The 26,028-nt window shown below is 69.8% G+C and carries 28 protein-coding genes; 10 read left to right on the top strand and 18 right to left on the bottom strand.

Annotated features, from left to right (window positions below; all coding sequences use genetic code 11):
• Positions 1-115 precede the first annotated feature (115 nt).
• Entirely contained in the window at positions 116-1,783 is a 1,668-nt protein-coding gene (locus tag ACWFR3_RS24250; protein ID WP_453736715.1) for a fumarate hydratase, read from the bottom strand.
• 220 nt (positions 1,784-2,003) lie between these two features.
• Between ACWFR3_RS24250 and ACWFR3_RS24245 the strand changes: the two genes are divergently transcribed.
• A complete protein-coding gene (locus ACWFR3_RS24245) occupies positions 2,004-2,684 on the top strand; it encodes a DUF1707 SHOCT-like domain-containing protein (RefSeq protein ID WP_453736714.1) in 681 nt (226 codons plus the stop codon).
• A 156-nt stretch (positions 2,685-2,840) separates the two neighbouring features.
• Positions 2,841-3,221, top strand: coding sequence for a WhiB family transcriptional regulator (locus tag ACWFR3_RS24240; RefSeq protein ID WP_190086352.1), 381 nt, complete (start codon positions 2,841-2,843; stop codon positions 3,219-3,221).
• A gap of 95 nt (positions 3,222-3,316) precedes the next feature.
• Here ACWFR3_RS24240 and glpX read toward each other — a convergent pair whose 3' ends face one another.
• Positions 3,317-4,354 (bottom strand): class II fructose-bisphosphatase, encoded by a 1,038-nt coding sequence (gene glpX, locus ACWFR3_RS24235; RefSeq protein ID WP_453736713.1) that lies wholly within the window; start codon positions 4,352-4,354, stop codon positions 3,317-3,319.
• 162 nt (positions 4,355-4,516) lie between these two features.
• On the opposite strand from glpX, the gene ACWFR3_RS24230 reads away from it, so the two are divergent.
• A complete protein-coding gene (locus ACWFR3_RS24230) occupies positions 4,517-5,035 on the top strand; it encodes a DUF4245 domain-containing protein (protein ID WP_453736712.1) in 519 nt (172 codons plus the stop codon).
• Positions 5,036-5,144: 109 nt separating this feature from the next.
• Here ACWFR3_RS24230 and ACWFR3_RS24225 read toward each other — a convergent pair whose 3' ends face one another.
• From ACWFR3_RS24225 to ACWFR3_RS24210, 4 genes are all read right to left on the bottom strand, one after another.
• Positions 5,145-5,735, bottom strand: a complete 591-nt coding sequence (locus tag ACWFR3_RS24225; RefSeq protein WP_453736711.1) for a malonic semialdehyde reductase — start codon at positions 5,733-5,735, stop codon at positions 5,145-5,147.
• Between the two features lie 166 nt (positions 5,736-5,901).
• Complete coding sequence (locus ACWFR3_RS24220) at positions 5,902-6,162, bottom strand: exodeoxyribonuclease VII small subunit (RefSeq protein ID WP_453736710.1); 261 nt, start codon at positions 6,160-6,162, stop codon at positions 5,902-5,904.
• Between the two features lie 77 nt (positions 6,163-6,239).
• Positions 6,240-7,451: an exodeoxyribonuclease VII large subunit gene (xseA, locus tag ACWFR3_RS24215; protein WP_453736709.1), complete on the bottom strand. Its 1,212-nt coding sequence runs from the start codon at positions 7,449-7,451 to the stop codon at positions 6,240-6,242.
• Between the two features lie 279 nt (positions 7,452-7,730).
• Positions 7,731-9,200 carry an APC family permease gene (locus ACWFR3_RS24210; RefSeq protein WP_453736708.1) on the bottom strand — a complete coding sequence of 490 codons (1,470 nt, stop codon included), beginning with the start codon at positions 9,198-9,200 and terminating at the stop codon, positions 7,731-7,733.
• A 76-nt stretch (positions 9,201-9,276) separates the two neighbouring features.
• Between ACWFR3_RS24210 and ACWFR3_RS24205 the strand changes: the two genes are divergently transcribed.
• Both ACWFR3_RS24205 and ppgK read left to right on the top strand, forming a co-directional pair.
• The gene (locus ACWFR3_RS24205) at positions 9,277-10,269 is read left to right on the top strand and encodes a 4-hydroxy-3-methylbut-2-enyl diphosphate reductase (protein WP_453736707.1); all 993 of its coding nucleotides are present in this window, start codon (positions 9,277-9,279) and stop codon (positions 10,267-10,269) included.
• A 35-nt stretch (positions 10,270-10,304) separates the two neighbouring features.
• Complete coding sequence (gene ppgK, locus ACWFR3_RS24200) at positions 10,305-11,057, top strand: polyphosphate--glucose phosphotransferase (protein WP_453736706.1); 753 nt, start codon at positions 10,305-10,307, stop codon at positions 11,055-11,057.
• Positions 11,058-11,122: 65 nt separating this feature from the next.
• Here the strand turns inward: ppgK and ACWFR3_RS24195 are convergent, their stop codons facing one another.
• On the bottom strand, positions 11,123-11,605 hold the full coding sequence (locus tag ACWFR3_RS24195; RefSeq protein ID WP_453736705.1) for a DUF6542 domain-containing protein: 483 nt from the start codon (positions 11,603-11,605) through the stop codon (positions 11,123-11,125).
• 404 nt (positions 11,606-12,009) lie between these two features.
• Here ACWFR3_RS24195 and ychF point away from each other — a divergent pair, with 404 nt between their 5' ends.
• A complete protein-coding gene (gene ychF, locus ACWFR3_RS24190; protein WP_453736704.1) occupies positions 12,010-13,098 on the top strand; it encodes a redox-regulated ATPase YchF in 1,089 nt (362 codons plus the stop codon).
• A gap of 65 nt (positions 13,099-13,163) precedes the next feature.
• Here ychF and ACWFR3_RS24185 read toward each other — a convergent pair whose 3' ends face one another.
• A complete protein-coding gene (locus ACWFR3_RS24185; protein ID WP_453736703.1) occupies positions 13,164-14,210 on the bottom strand; it encodes an ABC transporter permease in 1,047 nt (348 codons plus the stop codon).
• Positions 14,207-15,217 carry an ABC transporter ATP-binding protein gene (locus ACWFR3_RS24180; RefSeq protein WP_453736702.1) on the bottom strand — a complete coding sequence of 337 codons (1,011 nt, stop codon included), beginning with the start codon at positions 15,215-15,217 and terminating at the stop codon, positions 14,207-14,209. Before ACWFR3_RS24180 ends, ACWFR3_RS24185 begins: the two co-directional genes overlap by 4 nt.
• A 398-nt stretch (positions 15,218-15,615) precedes the next feature.
• On the opposite strand from ACWFR3_RS24180, the gene ACWFR3_RS24175 reads away from it, so the two are divergent.
• On the top strand, positions 15,616-16,845 hold the full coding sequence (locus ACWFR3_RS24175) for a sensor histidine kinase (RefSeq protein ID WP_453736701.1): 1,230 nt from the start codon (positions 15,616-15,618) through the stop codon (positions 16,843-16,845).
• Complete coding sequence (locus tag ACWFR3_RS24170; protein WP_453736700.1) at positions 16,842-17,498, top strand: response regulator; 657 nt, start codon at positions 16,842-16,844, stop codon at positions 17,496-17,498. Before ACWFR3_RS24175 ends, ACWFR3_RS24170 begins: the two co-directional genes overlap by 4 nt.
• 74 nt (positions 17,499-17,572) lie before the next feature.
• Here ACWFR3_RS24170 and fusA read toward each other — a convergent pair whose 3' ends face one another.
• On the bottom strand, positions 17,573-19,633 hold the full coding sequence (fusA, locus tag ACWFR3_RS24165; protein WP_453736699.1) for an elongation factor G: 2,061 nt from the start codon (positions 19,631-19,633) through the stop codon (positions 17,573-17,575).
• A 480-nt stretch (positions 19,634-20,113) separates the two neighbouring features.
• Positions 20,114-20,383, bottom strand: coding sequence for a hypothetical protein (locus tag ACWFR3_RS24160; protein ID WP_453736698.1), 270 nt, complete (start codon positions 20,381-20,383; stop codon positions 20,114-20,116).
• 159 nt (positions 20,384-20,542) lie between these two features.
• Between ACWFR3_RS24160 and ACWFR3_RS24155 the strand changes: the two genes are divergently transcribed.
• Positions 20,543-20,845: a chaplin gene (locus ACWFR3_RS24155; RefSeq protein WP_453736697.1), complete on the top strand. Its 303-nt coding sequence runs from the start codon at positions 20,543-20,545 to the stop codon at positions 20,843-20,845.
• Positions 20,846-20,953: 108 nt separating this feature from the next.
• On the opposite strand, the gene ACWFR3_RS24150 is transcribed toward ACWFR3_RS24155, so the two are convergent.
• The 3 genes from ACWFR3_RS24150 to ACWFR3_RS24140 form a co-directional block, all read right to left on the bottom strand.
• Positions 20,954-21,826, bottom strand: coding sequence for a tyrosinase family protein (locus tag ACWFR3_RS24150; RefSeq protein ID WP_453736696.1), 873 nt, complete (start codon positions 21,824-21,826; stop codon positions 20,954-20,956).
• 38 nt (positions 21,827-21,864) lie between these two features.
• Positions 21,865-22,278: a tyrosinase family oxidase copper chaperone gene (locus ACWFR3_RS24145; protein WP_453736695.1), complete on the bottom strand. Its 414-nt coding sequence runs from the start codon at positions 22,276-22,278 to the stop codon at positions 21,865-21,867.
• Between the two features lie 63 nt (positions 22,279-22,341).
• On the bottom strand, positions 22,342-22,992 hold the full coding sequence (locus tag ACWFR3_RS24140) for a vitamin K epoxide reductase family protein (protein WP_453736694.1): 651 nt from the start codon (positions 22,990-22,992) through the stop codon (positions 22,342-22,344).
• A gap of 134 nt (positions 22,993-23,126) precedes the next feature.
• Between ACWFR3_RS24140 and ACWFR3_RS24135 the strand changes: the two genes are divergently transcribed.
• Positions 23,127-23,348, top strand: a complete 222-nt coding sequence (locus ACWFR3_RS24135; protein WP_453736693.1) for a hypothetical protein — start codon at positions 23,127-23,129, stop codon at positions 23,346-23,348.
• Between the two features lie 109 nt (positions 23,349-23,457).
• Here the strand turns inward: ACWFR3_RS24135 and ACWFR3_RS24130 are convergent, their stop codons facing one another.
• The 4 genes from ACWFR3_RS24130 to ACWFR3_RS24115 form a co-directional block, all read right to left on the bottom strand.
• Positions 23,458-23,961 carry a DUF5949 family protein gene (locus ACWFR3_RS24130; RefSeq protein ID WP_453736692.1) on the bottom strand — a complete coding sequence of 168 codons (504 nt, stop codon included), beginning with the start codon at positions 23,959-23,961 and terminating at the stop codon, positions 23,458-23,460.
• Between the two features lie 279 nt (positions 23,962-24,240).
• Positions 24,241-24,522: a hypothetical protein gene (locus tag ACWFR3_RS24125; protein WP_361181846.1), complete on the bottom strand. Its 282-nt coding sequence runs from the start codon at positions 24,520-24,522 to the stop codon at positions 24,241-24,243.
• A 243-nt stretch (positions 24,523-24,765) separates the two neighbouring features.
• Positions 24,766-25,407 carry a hypothetical protein gene (locus ACWFR3_RS24120; protein ID WP_453736691.1) on the bottom strand — a complete coding sequence of 214 codons (642 nt, stop codon included), beginning with the start codon at positions 25,405-25,407 and terminating at the stop codon, positions 24,766-24,768.
• 179 nt (positions 25,408-25,586) lie between these two features.
• The gene (locus ACWFR3_RS24115; protein ID WP_453736690.1) at positions 25,587-25,826 is read right to left on the bottom strand and encodes a chaplin; all 240 of its coding nucleotides are present in this window, start codon (positions 25,824-25,826) and stop codon (positions 25,587-25,589) included.
• Between the last annotated feature and the right edge of the window lie 202 nt (positions 25,827-26,028).

Raw genomic sequence — 26,028 nt, 5'->3', positions numbered from 1 at the left:
CCGGGCGGGGGGGCGGCGCCCCTGCGGTTCGCCTGTCGGGTGGTGGGCCTTTTGGATGCGGACGGCCCCCCCCCGCGCGCGTGGAGGGCCCTTCCGTGGTGCTGTGCCAGGGGTGCTACGCCAGGCCGGGGCCGCGCACCGGGATGTGAGTGAACGTCGGCTCCGGGGCCGGGTTCTGGAAGAAGTCGTTGCCCTTGTCGTCGACGACGATGAAGGCCGGGAAGTCCTCGACCTCGATCTTCCAGACCGCCTCCATGCCGAGCTCTTCGTACTCGACGACCTCGACCTTCTTGATGCAGTCCTGGGCGAGGCGCGCGGCGGGGCCGCCGATCGAGCCCAGGTAGAAGCCGCCGTGCGCGTCGCAGGCGTCGGTGACCTGTTTGGAGCGGTTGCCCTTGGCGAGCATGACCTTGGAGCCGCCCGCCGCCTGGAACTGCTCCACGTAGGAGTCCATGCGCCCGGCGGTGGTCGGGCCGAAGGAGCCGGAGGCGTAGCCCTCGGGGGTCTTGGCGGGGCCCGCGTAGTAGACCGGGTGGTCCTTCAGGTACTGCGGCATCTCCTCGCCCGCGTCGAGCCGCTCCTTGATCTTGGCGTGCGCGATGTCGCGGGCCACGACGAGGGGGCCGGTGAGCGAGAGGCGGGTCTTCACCGGGTGCTTGGTGAGCTCGGCGAGGATGTCGTCCATGGGCCGGTTGAGATCGATCTTGACGACGTTCTCCTCCTCGCCCAGGTGCTCGTCCGTGGTCTCCGGCAGGAAGCGCGCCGGGTCGGTCTCCAGCTGCTCCAGGAAGACGCCCTCGGCGGTGATCTTCGCGGTGGCCTGGCGGTCGGCCGAGCAGGAGACGGCGATCGCGACGGGCAGCGAGGCGCCGTGGCGCGGCAGGCGCACCACGCGCACGTCGTGGCAGAAGTACTTGCCGCCGAACTGCGCGCCGATGCCGATCTTCTGGGTGAGCTCGAAGACCTTCTCCTCCAGCTCCTTGTCCCGGAAGCCGTGCCCGGTCGGGGAACCTGAAGAGGGCAGCTCGTCCAGGTAGTGCGCGGAGGCGTACTTCGCGGTCTTCAGGGCGAACTCGGCGCTGGTGCCGCCGACGACGATCGCCAGGTGGTACGGCGGGCAGGCGGCCGTACCCAGGGAGCGGATCTTCTCCTCCAGGAACTTCATCATGGAGGCCTCGTTCAGGACGGCCTTCGTCTCCTGGTAGAGGAACGACTTGTTGGCGGAGCCGCCGCCCTTGGCCATGAAGAGGAACTTGTAGGCGCCGCCGTCGGTCGCGTACAGCTCGATCTGGGCCGGGAGGTTGGAGCCGGTGTTCTTCTCCTCCCACATGTTCAGCGGGGCCATCTGGGAGTAGCGCAGGTTCAGCTTCGTGTACGCGTCGTAGATGCCCTTGGAGAGCGCCTTCTCGTCCTCACCTTCGGTGAGGACGTTCTGTCCGCGCTTGCCCATGACGATCGCCGTGCCGGTGTCCTGGCACATGGGGAGTACGCCCGCCGCCGCGATGTTCGCGTTCTTCAGCAGGTCGAGCGCCACGAACTTGTCGTTGCCCGATGCCTCGGGGTCGTCGATGATGCGCCGCAGCTGGGCCAGGTGCGCGGGCCGCAGGTAGTGCTGGATGTCGTGGATCGCCTCGGCGGCGAGCGTGCGCAGCGCCGCGGGATCGATCTTGAGGAACGTCCGCCCGTCGGCCTCGAATGTGGAGACACCCTCGGAGGTCACCAGCCGGTACGGCGTGGTGTCCTCTCCCAGGGGGAGCAGATCGGAGTACTCAAACTCTGGCATTACGGCCATTCCTCACTCGGCAGACAGCGGCGCGGCCTCCATTGGCGGCGCGCCAACCAGCGTAGAACGCGCGCATCGGGCTGAGCCTGTGAGGTAAGGCTCAGTAGGGAGACTTCGGGGTCCACTGGGCGGCACGGGGGTCCCTCGGGGTTTCCTCGGGGGTCGTTCGGGGTGTTGCAGGGGTAGTCGCGATCTATCGCGTTTGGGTACGCTGAGTGGTGTGGACCTAGACAAGCGCCCCCAGCAGACCCACCCGGAACCGCAGCCGACAGGCCTGCGCGCATCGGACGCCGACCGGGACCGCACGGCGGACATCCTGCGCGAGGCCCTCGCCGAGGGCCGGCTGACCGCCGAGGAGCACGGCGAGCGGATCGACGGTGTCTACCGCGCCAAGACCATGGGTGAACTGGAGCCGCTGGTCAGTGACCTGCCCGCGGCGAGCGGCGCGGGGCGGTCGACGGCGAGGCCCGAACCCGCCCCCGTCCGGCCCTCGGACGGCGCGGTGCCCCCGGTGGCCGACGAGAACCTGGTCGCGGTCTTCAGCAGCTCCGTGCGCAAGGGCCGCTGGCGCGTGGGCCGCCGCACGCACGCGTACGCGATTTTCGGCAACGTGGAGATAGACCTCAGCGAGGCGATCTTCGAGCAGCGGCAGGTCGTCATCAAGGCGGTCTCCGTCTTCGGCAACGTGGAGATCCGCGTCCCGGAGAACATCTCGCTGCGGGGCAGCGGCACCGGCGTGCTCGGCAACTTCGAGGTGGACATGCTCGATTCGGCCGAACAGGACGCCCCTGTGGTCTACGTCGACGGCTACGCGGTCCTGGGCAACATCGAGGCGAAGCCCAAGCGGGGCAAGCTCGTCCGGGACCTGCACAAGCAGCTGCGCAAGCATCTCGGGCACTGAACGAGGGGGGCGCATCCGGCCACCGGAGCAGGCGCGCACTCCGTCACTGACGGCGCGAACTTTCGTACATCGGAACTCAGTGCATAGGCGCATGCACAGCGGGTAGAGCTTGCTGCATCGTCTCTCGCTCGCGAAGCCGTCGTCAGGAGTAGACCCGTGCTGCAGCCGTCGCATCAGTCCCTGCAGGTCGCCGCTGTTCCGGCCCCGCGGGTGCCAGTGCGCGATAGGAACCAAGACGCTCCATGGCACACCGAGGCGGTGTGCCGCCGAGACGAAGCCGGGCTGTTCTTCGCCCCGTCCAAGGAGCCAACCGCCTCACGCCTCTCCCGCGAGGAAGCCGCGAAGCGGGTCTGCGCCCGCTGTCCCGTGATGGTCGAGTGCCGGGAGCACGCACTGCTCCAGCCCGAGCCGTACGGAGTCTGGGGCGGTCTCACGGCCGCCGAGCGCCGCGTGGTGCTCGCCAGGCGGCGCCGGCGCGAGGTGGAGCTCAAGAAGGCCGCACACACGTCCGCGGGGCCCATCGCCGCCGCGGGGTAACCCTTCGTACGCAACGGAGGGGGCGTCCCCCGCACGGGGCGCCCCCTCTGTCGTGCGCAACTCGCGCGCTGTGCAGCCTACTTGGCGCGGCCGGACTACTTGGCGCGGTCGAAGTCGATGGCGCTGTACGCGCGCAGCTTCTTGAGCCGGTGGTCCGAGTCGATCTTGCGGATCGTGCCCGACTTGGAGCGCATCACCAGGGACGAGGTCGAGGCCGTCTCCGCGGCGTAGCGAACGCCCTGGAGCAGCTCGCCGTCCGTGATGCCGGTCGCGACGAAGAAGACGTTGTCCCCCTGGACCAGGTCGGTCGTCGAGAGGGTGCGGTCCAGGTCGTGCCCCGCGTCGAGCGCGCGCTGGCGCTCGGCGTCGTCCTTGGGCCACAGCTTGCCCTGGATCACACCGCCCAGGCACTTGATCGCGCAGGCCGAGATGATGCCCTCCGGGGTGCCGCCGATGCCCATGAGCATGTCGACGCCGGTGCCTTCGCGTACCGCCATGATCGAACCGGCGACGTCGCCGTCCGAGATGAACTTGATGCGCGCGCCGGTCTCGCGGATCTCCTTGACGATGCCCTCGTGGCGGGGGCGGTCGAGGATCATGACCGTGACGTCCTCGGGCGAACGGCCCTTGGCCTTGGCGACGCGGCGGATGTTGACGGACGCCGGGGCGTTGATGTCGACGTAGTCCGCGGCCTCCGGGCCCGTGACCAGCTTGTCCATGTAGAAGACCGCGGACGGGTCGAACATGGCGCCGCGGTCGGCGGCGGCGAGCACGGCGATGGCGTTCGGCATCCCCTTCGCGCACAGGGTCGTGCCGTCGATCGGGTCGACGGCGATGTCGACCTCCGCGCCGGTGCTGTCGCCGATCCGCTCTCCGTTGAAGAGCATCGGGGCCTCGTCCTTCTCGCCCTCACCGATGACGACGATGCCGTTCATCGAGACGGTGGAGACGAGGGTCCGCATGGCCCTGACGGCGGCGCCGTCGGCGCCGATCTTGTCGCCGCGGCCGACCCAGCGGCCCGCGGCCATGGCGGCGGCCTCGGTGACCCGGACGAGCTCCAGGGCGAGGTTGCGGTCGGGAGCCTCGGGAGAGACTTCGAGCTCGGAGGGGAGATGATGCTGATGCTCGGTCATCGGAGCGCACCTTTCTGCTGATACGACGACGGCCGGATGAGGGTGTGGCTCGACTCTATCCGCAGGCCGACAAAATGAGCAGAGGGCCCCACGCATGAGCGGATCGGGCACTTCGGCGGCACCGGGGGAAGATCTCTCTCCGGCGCCTGAGAACATGGGGTCGTGGCAGGCAGACAAGGCAAGCAGACCGTACGGAACATGCTGTGGTCGATGGCGGTGATCGTTCTCGTCGCCGGCGCGATGTACGTCTTCATCCCGCACGACGACTCCAAGAGCCCCGTCAAGCGCGTCGACTACAGGGTCGAGCTGCTGAGCGCGCGACGCGCGGCGGCCTACCCGGTGGCCGCTCCCGAGGGCCTGGCCAAGACGTGGAAGCCGACGTCGGTGCGGTTCGACGGCTCCAAGGGCGACAGCTGGCACCTGGGCTACCTCGACCCGTCCGGTGAGTACGTGGCGGTCAAGCAGTCCACGGCGAAGCCGGTCAAGTTCATCGAAGAGGCCACGCAGCGGGCCGTGCGGACGAAGGCCACCGAGGAGATCGGCGGCCAGACCTGGCACCGCTACAAGGGGCAGACGTACGACGCCCTGGTGCGCGAGGACAAGGGTGCGACGACGGTGGTCGCGGGCACGGCGTCGTTCGGCAAGCTGACGGAGATGGCGCAGGCGCTGAAGACGTCCTGATGCGTGTGCGTACAACCGAGTGAGGGCCCCGGCGCTGCCGCCGGGGCCCTCACTCGTACTGACTTGCTGTTTGCCTGCCTGGCTGCTCGCCCGGCTGGCTGGCTCAGTCTCAGACGGTCTCGATGACCTGGTCGAACTCAAGGCGCGGGGAGCGCGGGAACCAGGCGTTCTCGGCGGGCTTGCCGATGTTGACGACCATCAGCGGGGTGTGGTCGCCGTCCAGGAACTCCTTCTGGACGCCGGCGGCGTCGAAGCCGGTCATCGGGCCCGCGGCCAGGCCGGCGGCGCGCACGCCGATGATGAAGTAGGCGGCCTGGAGCGCGGCGTTCAGGTGCGCGGCACCTTCGCGGGCCGGGCGCTCCGAGAAGAAGACGTCCTTGGCCTGCGGGAAGTGCGGGAACAGCGCCGGGAGCTCCTCGTGGAACTCGTTGTCCGCGGAGAGGATCGCGACGAGCGGGGCGGACGCGGTCTTCGGCTGGTTGCCCTCGGCCATGTGCTGGACGAGGCGCTCGCGGGCCTCGGGGGAGCGGACCAGCGTGACGCGCAGCGACGAGAGGTTGAAGGCGGTCGGGCCGAACTTGACCAGGTCGTAGATCGCCTGCACCTGCTCGTCGGTGACCGGCTCATCGGTGAAGGAGTTCGCGGTGCGGGCCTCGCGGAAGAGCAGGTCCTGTGCGGCGGGGTCAAGGACGAGAGACATGGATCAACCTTCTCGGTGCGTTGCGTTGCGATACGTGCGTGGAGCATGGATCAGCTTCCGGTACCGACCGTACGACGTTGCGGTTTAAGTTTCAACCAAATCGGTCGTGAGGTGATCCGCTTCACATCGCACCAGGTCGCGGACGTGGTCCCGCCCGGCCGACGCCTCAGGCGTCGTCCGCGGCCTCGTCCTCGTCGCTGTCCCCGTCCGGCCCCGCGAGGGCCGCGTCCAGGCGGGCGCGGGCACCGTCCAGCCAGCGGCGGCACACCTTGGCCAGCTCTTCGCCGCGCTCCCACAGGGCGAGCGACTCCTCGAGCGTGGTGCCGCCCGTCTCCAGGCGGCGTACGACCTCGATGAGCTCGTCCCGCGCCTGCTCGTAGCCGAGCGCGTCCGCCGGGCTCGTGGCCTCGTCCGTCTTGCTGGTCATGTGCCCCACCCTAAATGTCGGTTCGTACGGCTTGTGCGGCGTGCGTGACGCTGCGCTGCTTCTGCGGCTCTACGGGTCTACGGGTCTACGGTCCGTACGGTGAACTCGCCCTCGGCGACCCGCGCCCGCAGCTCCTCGTCGGCGGCCACGTCCTCCGAGGCCCGCACCACCGAGCCGTCGGTCTTCTGCAGCACCGCGTAACCCCGCTGGAGCGTCGCGGCGGGGGAGAGGCCCACCACGCGCGCGTGGGTGTGCGTCAGCTCCGACTCGGCGCGGTCGAGGAGATGCCCGAGCGTGCGGCGGCTGCGGTCGACGAGCGCCGAGACCTGCTCCTCGCGCTCCTCGATCATGCGGTGCGGATTCTCCATGGAGGGACGGGCGAGGGCGTGCGCAAGGCCGCGGTCCTCGCGGTCCAGGAAGGCGTCCATGCAGCGCCGGGCCCGGTCCCGCAGCCACCGCACGCGCTCGTACTCCTCGCCGACGTCAGGGACGACCTTCTTGGCGGCGTCGGTCGGGGTGGAGGCGCGCAGGTCGGCCACGTAATCGAGCAGGGGGTTGTCCGGCTCGTGGCCGATCGCGGAGACGACGGGCGTACGGCAGGAGGCGACGGCCCGGACGAGCTGCTCGTCCGAGAACGGCAGCAGATCCTCCACGCTGCCGCCGCCGCGGGCCACGATGATCACGTCCACGGCGTCGAGCGCGTCGAGCTCCTTCACGGCCTGTACGACCTGGGGCACGGCGTGCACGCCCTGGACGGGGACGTTGCGCACCTCGAAGCGGACGGCGGGCCAGCGGTGCCGGGCGTTCTCCAGGACGTCACGCTCGGCGGCGGAGGCGCGGCCCGTGACGAGCCCGATGAGCTGGGGCAGGAAGGGCAGCGCCTTCTTCCGGTCGGCGGCGAAGAGTCCCTCGCCGGCGAGACTCTTCTTCAACTGCTCGATGCGCGCGAGCAGTTCACCCACGCCGACGGGCTTTATCTCGACGGCCCGCAGGGACAGCTGCCCCCTGGGTGCGTACCACTCGGGCTTGGCGTGGACGACGACCCGGGCGCCCTCGGATACGACGTCCGCGACGGCGTCGAACACCTGGCGGTAACAGGTGACGCTGACGGAGATGTCGTGCGAGGGATCGCGCAACGTCATGAACACCACGCCGGCGCCGGGCCTGCGGGACAACTGCGTGATCTGCCCCTCGACCCACACGGCACCGAGCCGATCGATCCACCCACCGATAAGCCGCGACACCTCACCGACGGGCAGCGGAGCATCAGCAGACGTATTCAAGGCCATACCCCGAGCGTATAGGCCCCCTCTGACAGACCGGGTCACTCGTTCCGGAGGGCGAGCCTGCCCCACGGTGACGCCCGACGCCCCACCCACCCGCCCACCTAGGCCGCACCCACCTCCCGCCGAGCTGCGCTCGTGATCGCCCCCCACCCACCCGCCGACGCCCCACCGCTCCTACGTCGAGAACCGGACGCGGAGTTTCGGGCGGGCGGGCGGGAGACATCCGCCGCGAAGCGGCGGTCCAGGACACCCGCCGGGCACCCTGCCAGGCAAAGCGGCGGTCTAGGACTCCCCACGACGAGCCCGCTGCCCCAAAAGCACCGCAAGCCCCACAACAAACCAGATCAACCCCACCACCTGCGCGGACCCCGCAGCCTCGACAATCACGGCAATAGTGATCGCGGCCCCGAGCACCGGCACCAACAAATGCCGCCACCAACTCACGGGCCCCCCTTCCCGCCGCACGGCAAACCACCCCACCACGCTCGCGTGCAACAACACGAACGCGGTCAAGGCACCCACATTCACCACCGAGACCAGGTGATCCATACCGTCGTCCCGCCGAGCCGCCCACACCGCGGCCACCAGCGTCACGACAGCCGCACACAGCAAGGCAAGCCGAGGCGTACCCGAATCGGTCCGCGACAGAGCCCCCGGCAGCCGCCGGTCACGCGCCATGGCGAACAGCAGCCGCCCCGCCGCGGCCTGCCCGGCCAGCGCGGCGAACGCCGCGCCGATCGCCTTGCTGACGGCCACCAGGTCGTGGAGCCAGTCCCCGACCGCCGAGTCGACCGCATCGTAGAAGGCGGACCCCTGCGCGGCCGGCTCGGCGGCGAGCTGCGCCGACGACATCGGTTCGAGCAGAGCGACCAGATACGTCTGGGCGATGAACAGCACACCGGCGAGCCCCAGACAGCACAGCACCGCCCGCGCCACCTTCGCCGAACCCCCCGTCACCTCCTCCGCGAACGAGGCGATCGCGTCGAAGCCCAGATAGGAGAGCACCGCCACCGACACCGCCCCCACCACGGCCCCCAGCGCGAACGCCCCCTGCGTGCCGTCCCCGCTCAGCGGCGAGAGCCAGTCCCGCTGCGCCCCGTCCGTGGCGAGGACGACGATCGCCGACACCACGAAGACAAGGAGGACCACGATCTCCATCGCGAGCACCAGGAACCCGACCCGCGCAGCGGCCCGTACGCCCCAGAGGTTCAGCGCGGTCGTCACCAGGACCGCGATCGCCGTCCACACCCACCGCGACACCGAAGGCACGAGCGCCTCCATCGCGATGCCGGAGAAGAGATAGGCGACGGCCGGGATGAGGAGATAGTCGAGCATCGCCATCCACCCGGCGATGAATCCGGGGCCGTTGCCGAGCCCCACGCGCGCGTAGGCGAAGACGGAGCCCGCCCGGGGGATCACCTTCACCATCTGGGCGTAGCTGAAAGCGGTGAACGCCATCGCGATCGTGGCGATGATGTAGACGAGTGCAACGGCGCCGTGCGACTTGGCGTCGAGCGTCCCGAAGACGCCGACCGGCGCCATCGGGGCGATGAACAGCAACCCGTAGACGACAAGGTCACGGAAGCTGAGACTGCGCCGGAGGCCGTCGCCTTCGGCAGCGGTGCCGGGATGACCGCTACCGGGATGACCGCTACCGGGATGTCCGCCACCGGGAGTGCCGCCGCCGGAATCGCCGCCACCGGGATGGGCACCACCGGCCGTCGTGTCTGAGTTGCCGGAGTAACCGGACATCATGCCTCCGTAAGTGAACGCAGGCCTCCAGTCTCCCCAAGAAGGCGATCTTTGACGCGCTGGGCTCGGCCTTACGATGGGGGGTATGACTGCTTCGACTCCTGCCCGCCGAGTCCTGCTCGCCGCCCCCCGCGGCTATTGCGCGGGTGTGGACCGTGCCGTGATCGCCGTCGAGAAGGCCCTTGAGCAGTACGGGTCTCCGATCTACGTCCGCCACGAGATCGTTCACAACAAGTACGTGGTGCAGACCCTGGAGAAGAAGGGCGCGATCTTCGTCGACCAGACGGCCGAGGTCCCCGAGGGCTCCATCGTCATGTTCTCCGCGCACGGGGTGGCGCCGACGGTCCACGCCGAGGCCGCCGAGCGGAAACTGGCGACCATCGACGCGACGTGCCCCCTGGTCACGAAGGTCCACAAGGAAGCCGTCCGGTACGCCAAGGACGACTTCGACATCCTCCTGATCGGCCACGAGGGCCACGAGGAGGTCATCGGCACGTCCGGTGAGGCGCCCGACCACATCACGCTCGTCGACGGCCCCGAGGACGTCGCGAACGTAGAGGTCCGTGACCCGGACAGGGTCGTCTGGCTCTCGCAGACCACGCTCTCGGTCGACGAGACCATGGAGACGGTCGACGCCCTCAAGACCAAGTTCCCCGGCCTGATCTCCCCGCCGAGCGACGACATCTGCTACGCCACGCAGAACCGCCAGATCGCGGTGAAGAAGCTGGCGGAGGACGCCGAGCTCGTCATCGTCGTCGGCTCCAAGAACTCCTCGAACTCGATCCGCATGGTCGAGGTCGCCCTCGACGCGGGCGCGCCCGCCTCGCACCTCGTCGACAACGCCGACGAGATCGACGAGGCGTGGCTCGAAGGCGTGAGCACGGTCGGCCTCACCTCGGGCGCCTCCGTGCCGGACGTCCTGGTGGACGGCGTCATCGAGTGGCTGGCCGAGCGGGGCTACGGGGACGTGGAGACGGTGAAGACGGCCGACGAGTCGATCACCTTCTCGCTGCCCAAGGAGCTCCGCCGCGACCTGCGCGCCGAGGCCGCGGAGCTGTCACAGAAGTAACGCGCGGGCCAGGCACTCACCGTACGGTGGGTCTCATGCAGATCTTCGGTGTGGACATCGGCGGTTCCGGGATCAAGGGCGCTCCCGTGGACCTGGACCGCGGTGACCTGGCAAAAGAGCGGCACAAGGTGCTCACCCCGCAGCCGGCCACGCCCGACGGCGTGGCCGACAAGGTGCGCGAGGTCGTCGAGCACTTCGGCTGGACGGGTCCCATCGGCGCCACGTTCCCCGGCGTGATCACGGGCGGCACGGCGCGTACGGCCGCCAACGTGGACAAGAGCTGGATCGGCACGGACATCGAGAACCTGGTCGCGGACCGGCTCGGCGGCGGCGCCCCCGTCACCGTCCTCAACGACGCGGACGCGGCGGGCGTGGCCGAGATGCACTTCGGCGCGGGCCGCGGCCGCAAGGGCACGGTCATCCTGCTCACCCTCGGCACCGGCATCGGAAGCGCACTCTTCACCGGCGGCCGCCTCGTCCCCAACACCGAACTGGGCCACCTGGAGCTGCACGGGCACGACGCGGAGAAGCGCGCCTCGTCCAAGGCCAAGGAGGACGAGGACCTCAGCTGGGAGCACTGGGCGCACCGCGTCCAGAAGTATCTGGCGCACGTGGAGATGCTCTTCTCGCCCGAGCTCTTCATCATCGGCGGCGGCGTGAGCCGCAAGTCCCACAAGTTCCTGCCGCTGGTCAAGGGCATCAAGGCGGAGCTGGTCCCGGCGCAGCTGCAGAACAACGCGGGGATCGTGGGCGCGGCGATGGCGGCGGCGGAGGCAAGCAAGGCGTAGAGGCCCCGGCCGGCGGGCCCGTACGCCTTACGGCTCGCCCTGCTGCTCGCGCCCTTCTGCTCGCCTTACTGCTCGACGGGCGGGCGCCGCTGGCCGCTGGGAATCCGCCCCTTGGCCCCCCGCGGCCCGACGGGACCCCCGACCGGACCTCCCACAGGACCCCCGGCGGCCCGCGCCCGCCGCCGCTGAGCCAGGAGCTTGATTCTGCGTACGGTCACGATGAGACCGGCGACCAGCGTCCCGCCGTACAGCCAGCCCGCGTGCAGCGCGAGGGACGTGATGAGCCCCATGAGGTGACCGCCGAAGCCCCCGGTGCTGTCCGAGATCGGCAGCAGGCCGACGGCGAACGCGATCGGCACGGCCACCGGTGCGGTCACCAGGTCGGCGGGGCGCACCCACAGTGCGGTCAGCGCGCTCACGGGCAGGAAGAGCACCCCGTACGCGACGATCGAACTGCCGAAGAGCAGCCACAGCAGACAGGCGAGCAGGAACATCACCGCGGCGCAGAAGAGCCCGCTGCCGAGCCCCGTGAGACGCGGGTTCGGCATCCCCCGGAGCGTACGGTAGAGCGGCAGCGCGCGCAGTTTGCGTACGAAGGGCGGGACGGGGCGGCGGGGACGGGACGCGGCGCGGTAGACCGCCGCGGATTCGGCGGGCCTGCCCTGCGGGGGCCCGGGCCTGCCCTGCGGTGGCAGGGGTGCGGTGCGTCGCGGCCGGGCCGGAGGCTGAGGGGGACGCGTCCTGTGTTGCTCCACCGGACCAACCTAGGGCGAGCCATACCGATAATCCGGCATGAGACACGCGCTTTGGCCGACCTTGGCCATGCGTTCGATAGTGGAGCGATACGCCGACGAGGGCCGGGCCCGCACGCCGTAGACTGGGGGATCGCCCCACGGTCGCTCCGGCCCTTCGGGCCGTCCACCCACAGCACTCACGTACGGGAAGTCGCAACGTGTCGCTCACGATCGGAATCGTCGGTCTGCCCAATGTCGGCAAGTCGACCCTGTTCAACGCCCTGACCAAGAACGACGTGCTTGCGGCCAACTATCCGTTCGCCACGATCGAGCCGAATGTCGGCGTGGTGGGCGTCCCGGACCCCCGCCTCACGAAACTGGCGGAAATCTTCTCCTCGCAGAAGGTCCTCCCGGCGACGGTCGACTTCGTCGACATCGCGGGCATCGTGCGCGGCGCGAGCGAGGGCGAGGGCCTGGGCAACAAGTTCCTCGCGAACATCCGCGAGTCGGACGCGATCTGCCAGGTCATCCGTGCCTTCAAGGACGAGAACGTCGTGCACGTGGACGGCAAGGTCTCGCCCAAGGACGACATCGAGACGATCAACACGGAGCTGATCCTCGCGGACCTCCAGACGATCGAGAAGGTCCTCCCGCGCCTCCAGAAGGAATCGCGCATCAAGAAGGACATCGCCCCGAAGGTGAAGGCGGTCGAGGAGGCCCAGGCGATCCTGGAGAAGGGCGACACGCTCTTCTCGGCGGGCATCGTCCAGGGCTCGGGCAAGGAGGAGCTCCTCCACGACCTGCACCTCCTCACGACGAAGCCCTTCCTCTACGTCTTCAACGTGGACGAGGACGAGCTGACGGACGGCGACTTCAAGGCCGCCCAGAGCGCCCTGGTCGCCCCCGCGGAGGCGATCTTCCTCAACGCCAAGCTGGAGTCGGACCTCGCGGAACTGGACGAGGACGAGGCCCTCGAACTCCTCCAGTCGGTAGGCCAGGAAGAGCCCGGCCTCGCCACCCTGGCCCACGTGGGCTTCCGCACGCTGGGCCTCCAGACCTACCTCACGGCAGGCCCCAAGGAATCCCGCGCCTGGACGATCCCCCGGGGCGCCACGGCCCCCGAGGCCGCGGGCGTGATCCACACGGACTTCCAGAAGGGCTTCATCAAGGCCGAGGTCATCTCCTTCGAGGACCTGGTGGAGACAGGCTCGGTCGCCGAGGCCCGCGCGAAGGGCAAGGCGCGCATGGAGGGCAAGGAGTATGTGATGCAGGACGGGGATGTGGTGGAGTTCCGCTTCAACGTCTGAGCGGACGACGTCACCAAGGGCCCACCCCAGAGGGGTGGGCCCTTTCGCGTTGGGTCAGTCGCGCGTCACAGAAGACGCTTGCGCCCCCAGACCACGATGAAAGCGACGACGGCGGCGGTGACGGCGAGCATGATGCCGGCTCCGAGCCACTGCATCGTGGCCATCTGCTCGAAGGGGAGGTAGTCCATGCTCCAGCCGACGACGTGCTTGGACTCCAGGCAGGCGGTGTGCGCCTTGTCGTTGTCCATCTTGTCTAGGCAGGTCATCCAGTCCAGGCGGTCTCCGGAGCTGGTGAGGAAGTAGGTGCCCTGTCCCTGCTGCACGGCCATGTCGGGCAGCTCCGGCCGCTTGGCACCGGGGCCGACGCCCTTGTCGGTGCTGACCGACATGATGGTGCCCAGGCTCACCCGGAACTGGTCCCAGAGGAACCCGATCGCCACGACGACGCCGAGCGTGACCACCATCGACACCAGCGTGCGGCGCAGGAGCAGGCCGACCGCCACGCCCACGGTGAACGTGAGCAGGGCGTACGCCACCGCCATGGGCCCGGTGATGTCGAAGACCGAGCCTGCGGTCCACTCCACCTGTGTGACGAACCCCTTGACCGGGTTCCACCACCAGCTGAAGACGGCCGCGAGCACGCCGGTGGACAGTGCGACCAGCGCGGCGGGCATGGCGAGCTTCGTGGCGAGCCACCGCCGCCGGCTTACGGACTGCGAGGTCACCAGCTTCGCGGTGCCGGTCTCCATGTCGCCCGCGATGAACGGGGCACCGAGGAGGACGCCCGCCAGGACGGGGAACCAGCTCAGGTAGCCCCCGAAATCGGCGATGAGGTTGCCGTACGTCTCGAACTCGGGCGGCAGGCCGCCGGGCTTCTTCTGGGTCGGTTCCAGGGTGCTCAGGTAGTCCATCATCTGTCCCCGCAGAACGACCATGGCGAGCACGCCCAGGAGCGTGGCGCCGATGATGGTCCAGAACGCGGCGCGGTGCTGGCGCCAGACGAGCCAGGCCGTACCGCGGAGCCGGGGGACGGCGGGCCAGGAGCCCCGTCCGTTCCGCGGGCCCTCGTCGGACGTCGTGCGGGCCGGGTCCTGAGTGAGGGTGGTGGTCATGCCGTCACAGCCTTCTGCGCGTCGCGGGTGATGATGTCGTGGATGTCGCCGACCCGCGCGCTGGGCGCGATCAGCGCGGGCGCATCGGGCGAACGCAGATAGCCGAGAAGCAGCTCTTCCAGCGTGGGCGGCTCGGCCTGACCGCCGTACTGGATCGGTGCGCTGAGGCGTGCCAGGACGCCGGGCCTTCCGTCGCCGGCGCCGAGGGTCTCGATGACCGTGTGCGGTGCGATGGCGGCGTGGGCGCCGTGGCCCGTGGTGGCGAACAGGGCGTGTGCCGAGCGCAGTTCGTTCACCTCGCCCGCCAGGCGCAGCCCGCCGTTCGCGATGACGAGGAGGTAGTCGCAGATGTACTCCAGCTCGGCGAGCATGTGCGAGGACACCAGGACCGTCGTGCCGTGTTCGGCCGCCTCCGCCTTCAGCGTGGCCATGAGCTCGCGGCGCACCAGCGGGTCGAGATCGGACATCGGCTCGTCGAGGATGAGCAGGTCGGGGCGCTTGCCGAAGGCCAGGGCGAAGGCGACGCGGGTGCGCTGACCGCCGGACAGCGTGCCGATCCTCGCCTTCATCGGGACCTGGCCCGCGTTGACGATGCCCTCGGCCACCTCCTGGTCCCAGAGGGGGTTGAGCTCGCGGCCAAGGCGCAGGGTCTCGGCCACGGTGAAGCGCTTGAACAGCGGCTTCTCCTGGGTCAGGAACGCGGTGCGCAGGACCGCCTCCGTCGAACCCGGTTCCGCGCCGAACACGCGCAGGGCGCCGGCCGTCGGCCGGATCATGTTGGTGGCCAGGCCCATCAGCGTGCTCTTGCCGGCGCCGTTGGGGCCGACGAGGCCGCACACCCGCCCGATCGGCAGCTGGAAGGAAACGTCCCGCAGCGCCCAGCCCCGCCGGTACTCCTTGCCGAGCCCGTGGGCCTCGATCGCAGGGCCGTAGACGGGGGGCGGTCCGAATCCCGGTGCGATTCCGGGGGAGCTGTCGACCTGCGTCTCTGTCCAGGCGTGGTGCATGTGTGACTCCTGTGCATGCGTGCGTGCGTGCGTGTGGGAGGGGCGGCCGTGTGTCCGTGGGAGGGGGCCGCCGTACGTAGGCGAGTGCGAGGCGCGGCAGTACGCGTGCGACGCTGGGCGGGGCGCTCAGCGGCCCCGGGCGGGTCCGAACGGGGAGCGGCACTCCGCCGACGCGAGCACCAGCGCCTCCGGGTCCTCTGCCGGGGCTTCCGCTGGGGTGACGTCGGCCGTGATCATGACATGCTCCTCGTGCGATGCAGTGCGATGAAGGATCTAGGGCGAGCGCCGCCCGGTGGATACGACTCTCCTCTGCCGCGCCCCGCGGCGGATCAGGCGAAAGACAGATCATTCGCGGCCGGCTCCGACTTTCGGCCGGTCCGCGAGAGGGACGGTGAGAGATGCTGAAGGCGGCGAACGCAGCGGCCGCAGCCGCGGCCGCGAGGGGAGAGGGACTCTCGCGGTTCCTGCCCGTCGTGGTGTGGCTGCTGCTCGGGGGCCTGGTCGCCCTCGTCCCGTTCGACTTGGTGGTCGGCTTCTACTGGATCGCGGAGTACGGCCCCGCCAAGCTGATCGGCGCCCTGCTCGCGGTCGGTCTCGTCGTCGCTTCGCCCCGGCTCGGCAATCGGGCCCTGGCGATGGCCGCCTGCGGGATCGCGGCCATGTCGCTGTGCCTGTCGGTATGGATGCACCTGGAGATGAGGGTGAGCTCGCAGGCGATGGGGTTCGCCGAGCCGGCGGCGCTGGCGTGGCTCCTGCTGCTAGTCGCCCGCCGGGGGAAGCCCTCGTGGACGATGCCGGCCGCCCCGGCGCTGATGCTGGCGATCGTGGTGCGGCCGGTGTCCGTCTCGGCGCGGCAGTCCAGCATCATCCTGGCGCTGCTCTACGCCCTGGCAGCGGTCACGGTGCTGAGCATCGGCCTCGGAATGCGCTTCCTCCTGGTGGACCGGCAGCGGCAGGCGGCGGCCCTCCGCCTGGAGCAGCGGACGGAGTTCGCCAGGGACCTGCACGACTTCGTCGCCCACCACGTGACCGGCATCGTCGTACAGGCGCAGGGCGCGCACGCGATCGCGGGCCGCAAGCCCGAACTCGTCCCGCCCGCGCTCCAGCGGATCGAACAGGCGGGCTCGGAGGCGCTGACCTCCATGCGGCACATGGTGGGGATGCTGCGCGACGCCGACGGCGAAGTGGCCCTGACGCCGCTTTCGGGCATCGATGAAGTGCGCTCGCTCGTCGAGGAGTTCTCGGCGGTCGGCGGCGCGCGGGCCGAACTCGATCTCGAAGGGACCTTCGACGACCTGCCGGTCGAGGTGACCACCACGGCGCACCGGGTGGTGATGGAGGCCCTCACCAACGTACGCAAGCACGGCCACGGATGCACCGAAGTGCGGGTGCGCGTGAACCGCTCGGGAGACCGGCTGACCGTACGGGTCACCGACGACGGACGCCCGCCGCGCCACGTTTCCGCGGGCGGCTTCGGACTCAAGGGCCTGGCCGAGCGGGTGGGCCTGATCGGCGGAAGTGTCCAGGCGGGCCCGGTGACGGCCGGCGGCTGGGGCGTCGAGGCGACGCTCCCCGTGCCTCCGTCCCTGTCTGCGACCGCACTCCGGGTGAAGGCGGCGACGTCATGACGATCCGCGTTCTGATCGCCGACGATCAGGCCATGGTCCGTGCCGGGTTCACGATGATCCTCGGCGCGGAGGACGACATCGACGTCGTCGCGGAGGCCACGGACGGGGTGCACGCGGTGGAACTCGCCGAGCACCACCGGCCCGACGTGGTCCTCATGGACATCCGCATGCCGCGCATGGACGGCCTGGAAGCACTGCGCAGACTGACACGGCCCGGCACCGTGAATCCGCCGAAGGTCGTCGTGGTCACGACGTTCGACGACGACGAGTACGTCCAACGCGCCCTGAGCGAAGGCGCGTCCGGCTTCCTCATCAAGGACTCCGGCCCGGCCCTGCTCGTCGAGGCCATCAGGGCGGCCGCCTCCGGCGAGGCGCTGGTGAGCCCGGCCATTACCGTCCGGCTGCTGCGACGCTTCAACAGCGCCGTCCCCGCCTCCCGGCAGCCGCACACCGCGCTCTCCGAACGGGAGATGGACCTGGTGCGTCTGGTGGCCAAGGGCCTGACCAACGCCGAGATCGCAGGCGAACTGGTCATCTCCGTGGGCACGGTGAAGACGCACCTCGGCAACGTGCAGACCAAACTGTCCGCCCGCAATCGCGTGGAGATCGCCGCCTGGGCCTGGGAATCGGGCCTGGTCGACGGCCGGGGGTAGCCCCTATCCGCGAGGGTGGCTCCGCTCAGGAGAGCGGAGCCACCCCCTCAGGACAGCGGAGCCACCCCCTCGGTCTACCGGGCCGACACGCCGGCCGGAACCGCCGCGTAACCCAGCGGCCGCGTCGTGAACGTGCCGCGGCCCTGCGTACGGCTGCGCAGGCGGGTCGCGTAGCCGAACAGCTCGGCCAGGGGCACCGTCGCCGTGATCGCGGCGGTGCCGGAGCGCGTGGTCGAGTCCGTGACCCGGCCGCGTCGCGCCGCCAGGTCGCCGAGCACGCCGCCGACCGCGTCGTCGGGCACGGTGGCCGTCAACTCCACGACGGGTTCGAGGAGTTGCATGGCCGAGGCCCGCAGCGCCGCACGCAGCGCGAATCGGCCCGCCGTCCGGAACGCCATCTCCGAGGAGTCCTTGGAGTGCGTCGCCCCGTCGGTCAGCGTCACCCGCAGACCCGTCACCGGATGGCCGCCGAGCGGACCCTCGGCGAGCGCGTCGCGGCAACCGGCCTCCACCGCGCGGACGTACTCCTGCGGCACCCTGCCCCCGGTCACCGTGGAGGTGAAGGCGAACGTGCGATCCTCCAGGTGCTCGACGTCCATGACCACGTGCGCGAACTGGCCCGCACCGCCGTCCTGCTTGACGTGCCGGTACACCAGACCCGACACCCCTCGCACGACCGTCTCGCGGTACGACACCTGCGGGCGGCCCACGCCGACCTCGATGCCGTGGGCGCGGCGGACCTTCTCCACCGCGACCTCCAGATGCAGCTCGCCCATGCCGGACAGGACTGTCTGGCCCGTCTCCCGGTCGACCCGTACCGCCAGCGAGGGATCCTCCTCGACCAGGTGGGCAAGGGCCGACGACAGCCGGCCGGTGTCCGTGGTCCTGTTGGCCTCCACCGCCACCGAGACCACCGACGCCGCCACCGCGGGCGGTTCGAGCACCAGGGGTGCCGCGGGGGAGCACAGCGTCGTGCCGGCGCGGGCCGTCTTCAGACCGACCACGGCCACGATGTCCCCGGCGCTCGCCCGGTCCAGTTCCGCGTGGCGGTCGGCCTGCACACGCAGGATCCGGCCGATCCGCTCGGTGCGTCCCGTGCCCGCGTCCATCACTGTGTCTCCCTTCGTGATCGTTCCCGAGTACACGCGTACATACGTAAGGCGTCCGGTCGCCGTCGCGTTCACCTTGAAGGCCAGCCCGGCGAACGGCGCCGCGGGGTCGGCGGCACGCTCCTGCACGGTGTCGCCCAGGGTGCCGCGCACCGCGGGGACGTCCACCGGCGACGGCAGGTACGACACCACGGCCTCAAGGAGCGGTTCGATGCCGCGGTTGCGGTAGGCGGACCCGCACAGGACCACCACGCCATCGCCGCCGAGCGTGAGATCGCGCAGCGCCGAGGCCAGAGCCGGGGTGGAGAGCGCCGACGTGGCGCAGTACTCCTCCATCGCCGCGGCGTGCAGCTCCGCCACCGTCTCCTCCAGGGCGTGCCGACGCCGGAGCGCCTGCTCGCGCAGGGCCTCGGGGACCGGGACCACTTCGTACGTGTCACGGCCCGCGTGCCAGACCAGGGCGCGCATGCCCAGCAGATCCACCACGCCGGTGAACTCGTCCTCCTGCCCGATCGGCAGCTGCACCACCAGAGGGACCGTGTGCAGACGCTCCCGTATCGACGCGACCGCCGTGTCGAGATCGGCGCCCGCCCGGTCCAGCTTGTTGATGAACGCGATCCGCGGCACGCCGTACCGGTCGGCCTGCCGCCACACCGACTCGCTCTGCGGCTCGACCCCGGCGACGGCGTCGAAGACCGCGACCGCACCGTCGAGCACCCGCAGCGAGCGCTCGACCTCGTCCGCGAAGTCGACGTGGCCTGGTGTGTCGATCAGGTTGATCCGGTGGCCGTCCCAGGCGCAGCTGACGGCCGCGGCGAAGATGGTGATCCCGCGGTCGCGTTCCTGCGCGTCGAAGTCGGTGACGGTCGTGCCGTCATGGACCTCACCTCTCTTGTGGGTGGCGCCGGTCAGGAACAGGATCCGTTCGGTGACGGTGGTCTTCCCGGCGTCGACGTGGGCGAGGATGCCGAGATTCCGGACGTCGGCGGACGAACGGGGGGACGGAGGTCGGGTGTTGGTGCGCATGGCCCAGGGCCTTTCGGTGTGATGCGGGGCGGGGCAGCGCAATTTCCGGGCGTGACGGAGCTCCGGGCGTGACAGAGCTCCGGGCGTGACAGAGCTCCGGGTGTGACAGAGCTCCGGGTGTGACAGAGCAAGGATTCAGTGCGTCAGAAAGCGCAGCTCTGACGTTCGCCGCGGACGATCGATGACGGCCGCGCAGCCGTCACCGCACGCGCGAAGACACCAGGATCACGTCGAACCGCGATCGGGGAGCACGGACTGCTGTGCGGTGACGCATGGCCCGGCCCCTTCGCTTGGCTGACTGGTGAATGACTGGTTCGGCGTGCGCCCCGGACCTGTCGTCGCGGCGCGCGGAGCAAGTCTAGGGATGCGCACACGGCGCGGTCACGGGAATTAAAAGCAGGGCCGGACCCCCGAGGGCCCGACCCTGCCTGTTCGCGCGCATGTCCGCGGCGCGCGTGTGTGCCTGCGGCGCGTGCGTGTTTACGGCTCGATCGCGGGCAGCAGCCCCATGACCGGCGCGGCCAGGTCGGTCAGCTGGTGCAGCTGGTTCAGCTCCTGCAGCTCGTTCAGCCCGTTGAGCTGGCTGGTCACGGTCGGCAATTCGTCCTGCTGCTCCGCCGGGATCCCGGCCATGCCGATCGAGTCGACCATGTCGGTGGGGGAGATCGCGGCGTTCGCGGCGGGCGCGGCCAGGGCGGAGGCACCGACGGCGAGAGCGAAGGCGGCGGCCATTCGTCGTGTTGAGATCATGTGATGCGCAACGGCTCGGGACAGCACTGGACACGGGCTCCCAGACGATTTCACCAATGATGTACCGATCGGTGCCGTTACCTGCAGACCGTGGCGCCGTTGAAGGGACAGTACGGCCGCGTACGTGCGGCGGTAGTCGTCAATTCAAAGGAGAACGTGATGTCTCGCATCGCGAAGGCAGCCGCTGTTGCCCTCGGCACGGGCGCCGTGGTGCTCAGTGGCACCGGAATGGCCATGGCGGACGCGGGCGCCGAGGGTGCGGCCGTCGGCTCGCCCGGCGTCCTTTCGGGCAACCTCGTCCAGGTCCCGGTCCACGTCCCGGTCAACCTGTGCGGCAACACTGTGGACGTCATCGGGCTGCTGAACCCGGCGTTCGGCAACACCTGCGTCAACAGCGACGGCAACCACCACGGCGGCGGCCACCACGGCAACCCCGGTAGCCCCGGCGGCTACGGCGGCTGATCCCCCTCGTGCGAAGCCCCCGGCGGTCACGGACCGCCGGGGGCTTCGCCGTGCGCGTCGGCAGATGATCACCGGTGTCGGCACACGGTCACCGGCAGCTGCGGATGATCACCCGTAGCGATAGACGCCGCGATGGCTGAGCAGCTCGTCCGGTGTCACGCCCCACGGCGGCATCGGCTCGAAGCGGGCGGCGATACGACCGTGCAGCGGTCCGTTGTCCGCGTCCGGCGGCTCGTCGGGGAGGTAGGGCGCCGAGTCGGGATGCCGGGCCCGCCAGCGGTCCCACAGCAGGTCCACGAAGGCGTGGTTCAGCCAGAAGACGGGGTCGTTGACCGACGCGCCGCCGAGCATGTGGCCGCCGACCCAGCGGTGGACGCGGTTGTGGTTGCGCCACTTGGCGTTGCCGGTGGCGGACGTCCAGCCCTCCAGCTTGTTGCGGTACCCCTTGGCGGAGGTGGAGTCCCAGGGCGGAGTGTCGTACACCGGGTCGCGCATGGCCCTGGCCAGTTCCGCCTTGGTGGGCAGCACGATCGGGTTGGCCGGCCGGCCGAAGTCGCGCATGAGGAAGTCACCGCCACTCGCGCCTTCTTTGATGGTCCAGTGCCCGTTCCTGCGGGCGAACGGACCGGTCATGACCTGCCGGTCCGAGCGCCTCCCGTTGCCGCCCATGAGCGCGCTGCCCCAGAGCGAGGCGCCCGGCTTCCTGTCCGCCGTCCAGTCCCAGTACGGGACGGACACCGCCGGGTCCACCCGCTGCAGGGCCTTCTCGAACTCGAGCAGGAACCTGCGGTGCCAGGGCAGGAAGGAGGGCGTCATGTGGGCCACCCTCAGCCCGGCCTCCCCGTCGGACACGTAATGCTCGATGTGCGTCCGCACGAACTCGTCGTACTCGCCCTTGCGTTTGAGTTCGAGAATCGCGTTGACGAAGCGGCGCTTCTCGGCCCTGGTGAGCCGGGCCTGGTTCTTGCGCGTGTAGACCACTTCGGTCCGCTCCTCCGGTGCGATGTACGGGGCAGTGATCAGGCGTTGGCGCGCAACTGCTGGCCGCGGCCGAGTTCGTCCACTGCTCTGCGGGTGGCGATGAGAGGCGTCGGATACGACTGGTAGTGGTCGATCATGCTCAGATAGCCGCCGTCGGCGCGCCGCATGAGGTGGAGCGGGCGGCCGTCGACGGTGATCTCCCAGTCGGCGCCCCCGTGTTGATGGCCCGCGGAGGCTCTGGACCCGCGAATGTGCCTGCCCGCGTACATCTCGTCGAACCCGCCTTCACCCAGGTCGTCCGTCGTACGGTGATCGGCCGCGTCCCTGGTCGGCCAGAGAAGGGCGGCCGGCGCCGTCACGGCGGCCACGCCGACGCCGATGAGTCCGCGCATCGTGACCCGGCGCGTGAACCACCCCTCGCCCGGCCTCTCGTCCGCCGCTTTCCTGCCCACCGCTGCCTCCCCGGGTGTTCGATGCGAGTCGTTGATCGGTCCTGCCGCGTCAGCTGGTCCAGGTCAGCTGGTCCAGAAGTCCCACCAGCGCGTGAGGATGAGCATGCCGATGACGCCGACGTGCAGGACCGGAAGCACCCAGGTGAACTCGCCGAAGAACGTGCGCAGCCAGGAGGGCGCGGGCAGGAAGCCGTTGCGGACGTTGAACGAGGTCACGTACCAGAACATGACGATCGTGGCGGCCCAGGCCAGGCAGCACCACAGGCACAGCGAGTTGATCTCGTACAGCGACTGGTACATCAGCCACGTGCAGAAGCCGACGCCGAACAGCGTGCCCGCGTTCAAGGTCAGGTAGTACCAGCGCGGGAAGCGCGCCCGGCCGAGCAGGCTCATGCCGACGCACATCACGACGGCGTAGGCGGCGATGCCCAGCATCGGGTTCGGGAAGCCGAAGACCGACGCCTGCTCGCTCTTCATGATGTTGCCGCAGGACACGACCGGATTGAGGCTGCAGCCCGGCGTGAAGTCCGGGTCCTCCAGAAGCTTGAACTTGTCCAGCGTGATGACCCACGCCGCGAGCAGCCCCGCCGCACCCGTGATCACCAGGAGCAGCGCGAACGCACGGCTCCCGCCCGTACCGCCGGACGGCGGGGTCACGCGTCCTGAAGGTGCCTCGGGCCTGCGGGCTTCGGGCAGTGGCGTCTTGGTGCTCATCGCTGCGGTCCTCACCGGTGCGCGGGCGGCGGGCCCGGCACCCTTTTGCAGTAGTCGTGCATCTCTCGGCAGGACAGGGTCTGTGGCGCTGATTAGCGTCGGTCGCGTCCCCCAACGGATCGAGGAGATCCCCCATGAAGATCATGCTCAGTCGTGCCGCGGCGGCCGCCATACTCACCCTGGCGGTGGCGGCACCGCTCACAACAACCGCGCAGGCGGCGGAAGTTACCGGCCAGAAGGCCGCCGCATCCGACCCGTGCCACCACGGCGGTTGCTGGAACGACCACCACCACGGTCACCATCACGACCACGACCACCACCTGCTGGACGCGGACCTGGACCTCGGTCTGCTCTGAGGCGGTGCGCTGAACCGCTGCGTCACGAGCGCTCGGGTCCGCCGGTACGTCCCGACCGGCGGGCCCTTGCCGTCCGCGGCCCTTGTCAGCGGCCCTCTGACCGCGGCTGCTAGCCGCGCAGGCTCTTCGCGGTGATCATGCAGTGCGCGGAGCTGGTCATGGTCTCCTCGGCGCCCACGAACGCCGCGAGAGCCTCCTCGGCGAGGGGGACCCCGGGCTTGGCCTCGGGCCACGGGCGCGTGGTGAACATGAAGTAGGCGTGACCCCGCTCGCCCACCGCGTCGAGCCACTCCGGCGGCGGGGTGCACTTGGCGTTGAGGTAGGGCATGTTCAGTACGGCCTGGCCGGCCTCGACGAGGAGGGTGACGGGCAGGCTCGGGTTGCGGGAACCCTCCATGACGGGGCCGCCGACGGGGAGCCCGGTGTTCCGCAGCAGGAGCTCGATGGCTTCGGTCGCGGCCTCCGGGCCGCCTTCGCCGTCGCCCAGCGAATAGGCGAGCAGGAAAGGCATGTCCTGTTCGTCCTCGGGGTGTTCACCACTCCAGGCGACCACGGTGAGGGTGCCCAGATCGGCGGCTCGGAAAGTGCGGTTTTCGCTCGATGTCGAGGTCATCCCGAAACCGTATCGATGCGTTCCGATGTCACGAGCCGGTCTTTCACTTGACTGGGTGAGTTCGGGCGAGCGATCACACGATCGGGGCACGCGCCGGTCGAATTCCGGGGCCGCTCAGTCGAACTGAGGGTGTGGGGCGAGCTTTTGAGGACGGCGGCCGGGAAACCCCGAGGGCCGGTTGCGCAGAATGCGTCTGCGGAACCGGCCCTTGCTGCCACGTGCCGTTTGCTCGCGGCAGTACTCCTGCGGCAGTACTGCTGCGGGGGAAGGGAAGAAAGCTTACTGCGAGACGGGAAGTCCGCCGAGCAGCTTGCCGGCGCCGCCGCCCGCGTGCAGGTCCTTCGCGGCGTTGGAAACGGCGTTGACGACCGAGTCCTTGTTCTCGGTGTCGAGAGCGTTCGTGGCCAGCGGGGCCGCATCGAGGTTCGCCGTCTGGCCGGCGATCGTGTCCAGTGCACCGTTCAGGCTGGTGGGCGTGAGGTCGGAGGCAAAGGCGGGTGCGGCGACACCAGCGATGACCATGGACCCGGCGACGACGGCGGCAGCCTTCAGGGGCTTCATCGTGTTCCTTTCTTCGGCGACGGACGGTCGCCTGAGGGGTTTTTCACTTCGCCATGGGTAACGAGCGCTCTGTGCGGCGGAAACTCTGTGCGGAGGAAATTCCCGGAACCCACCCGAACGAAGGCGGTGTCTCATTCTCGTATGAGATGGACGCGGATTCTCTTATCAGCTGGCCGGTGATTCGGACGTGAAAGACCCGCCGGGCCGGTCTCGAAGACCGACGCGACGGGTGGTGGCCGGGGCTCAGGAAAGCGACGGCGTCTGCTGCGGCAGACTCCCGGCCGGCGGCTTGGCGGCGGGAACGGCGCCGCCGATCAGTGAGGTGACGAGGCCGACGAGGCTGGTGAGCACGGGCTGGACCGCGCCGACCACCGCCGTGGGGTCACCGCCGGTGGCCGCCTTGAGCAGGGCGTCGACCGAGGTCTGCAGGGCCTTCAGCGCATCGGCCTTCGGGTCTGCCGGCGCCCTGAGGTCGTCCGCGAGGGACTTGGGCAGCGCCGGGGTCTTCGGGAGCTGCTGGGCGTCGGGGACCGCCGGAGTTTCCGGGACGGCCGGGCTCTTGGGCGCCTGGGCCGCCGCCTTGGTGACGGCTTCCTTCACCGGGGCGGCGAGCTTCGTGGCTTCCGCGGCGGGCAGCTGGCCCTTGTCGGCCTTCAGCACCGCGGAGACCAGCTCGGTGACGGGGGTGATGACGCCGCCGGCGTCGCTCATGGCCGTGACCCGGGTCAGCAGCGCGTCCGCTCCGGGGACCGGCGCGCGGGCCGCCTCCCGGGGGCTGCCGTGCGGAGAGTCGCTCTCGGCTGCGACAACGGGACCGGCCGTCCCGATGAGGAGGGAGACACAGAGGACGGATGTCGCGATACGCCGTACGGGCAGGGCGCGCATGGATGTTCCCTTCGGTGATGCGTCGGATCTTGTGTTCACCGTGAAAGCGGTGGACACCGACCGCAACCGAGCGACTGCCATTCGGGGGCGCGGCGGCCGTTCGGGGGACGCGCGGGAACGCACGACGGCCGTCCTCCTCGGGGGAGAACGGCCGTCGCGGAGTGCGTGCTGCTGGAGTGTCAGGCGTTGACGCAGGTGTTGCCGAACGCCGGGTTCAGCAGACCGATGACGTTGACGGTGTTGCCGCAGACGTTGACCGGGACGTGGATCGGGGCCTGGACGTTGTTGCCCGAGATGACACCAGGGGAGTTGGTGACGGCGCTCTGGGCGCCGGAGTCGGCGGTGGCGATGCCAGCGCTGCCGGCCATGGCAGCCACGGCAACGGTGGAGAGGGCGAGGGCCTTCGCGGTACGCGACATGGAGAGTTGCTCCTTGGTCAGTTGGTGCATCGGCAGGGCGGTGTGCCCGGCCCATGGATCAACGGAGTTCGCCCACAAGGGTTGTGGGCCCAAACGGGTGATCTGCTGGCGCGGGGTTTACCCGATGGCCCCGGGGCCGTGCTCCCGGAGAGCCTTGTGCGTTACGCACTTCACGTTTCCGACACACTTGTCAGCCTTCCTG

The organism is Streptomyces sp. NPDC055189 (assembly GCF_053606765.1).
The sequence above is the reverse complement of the archived record's forward strand: the minus strand, read 5'-3'. Positions and strand labels throughout refer to the sequence as shown.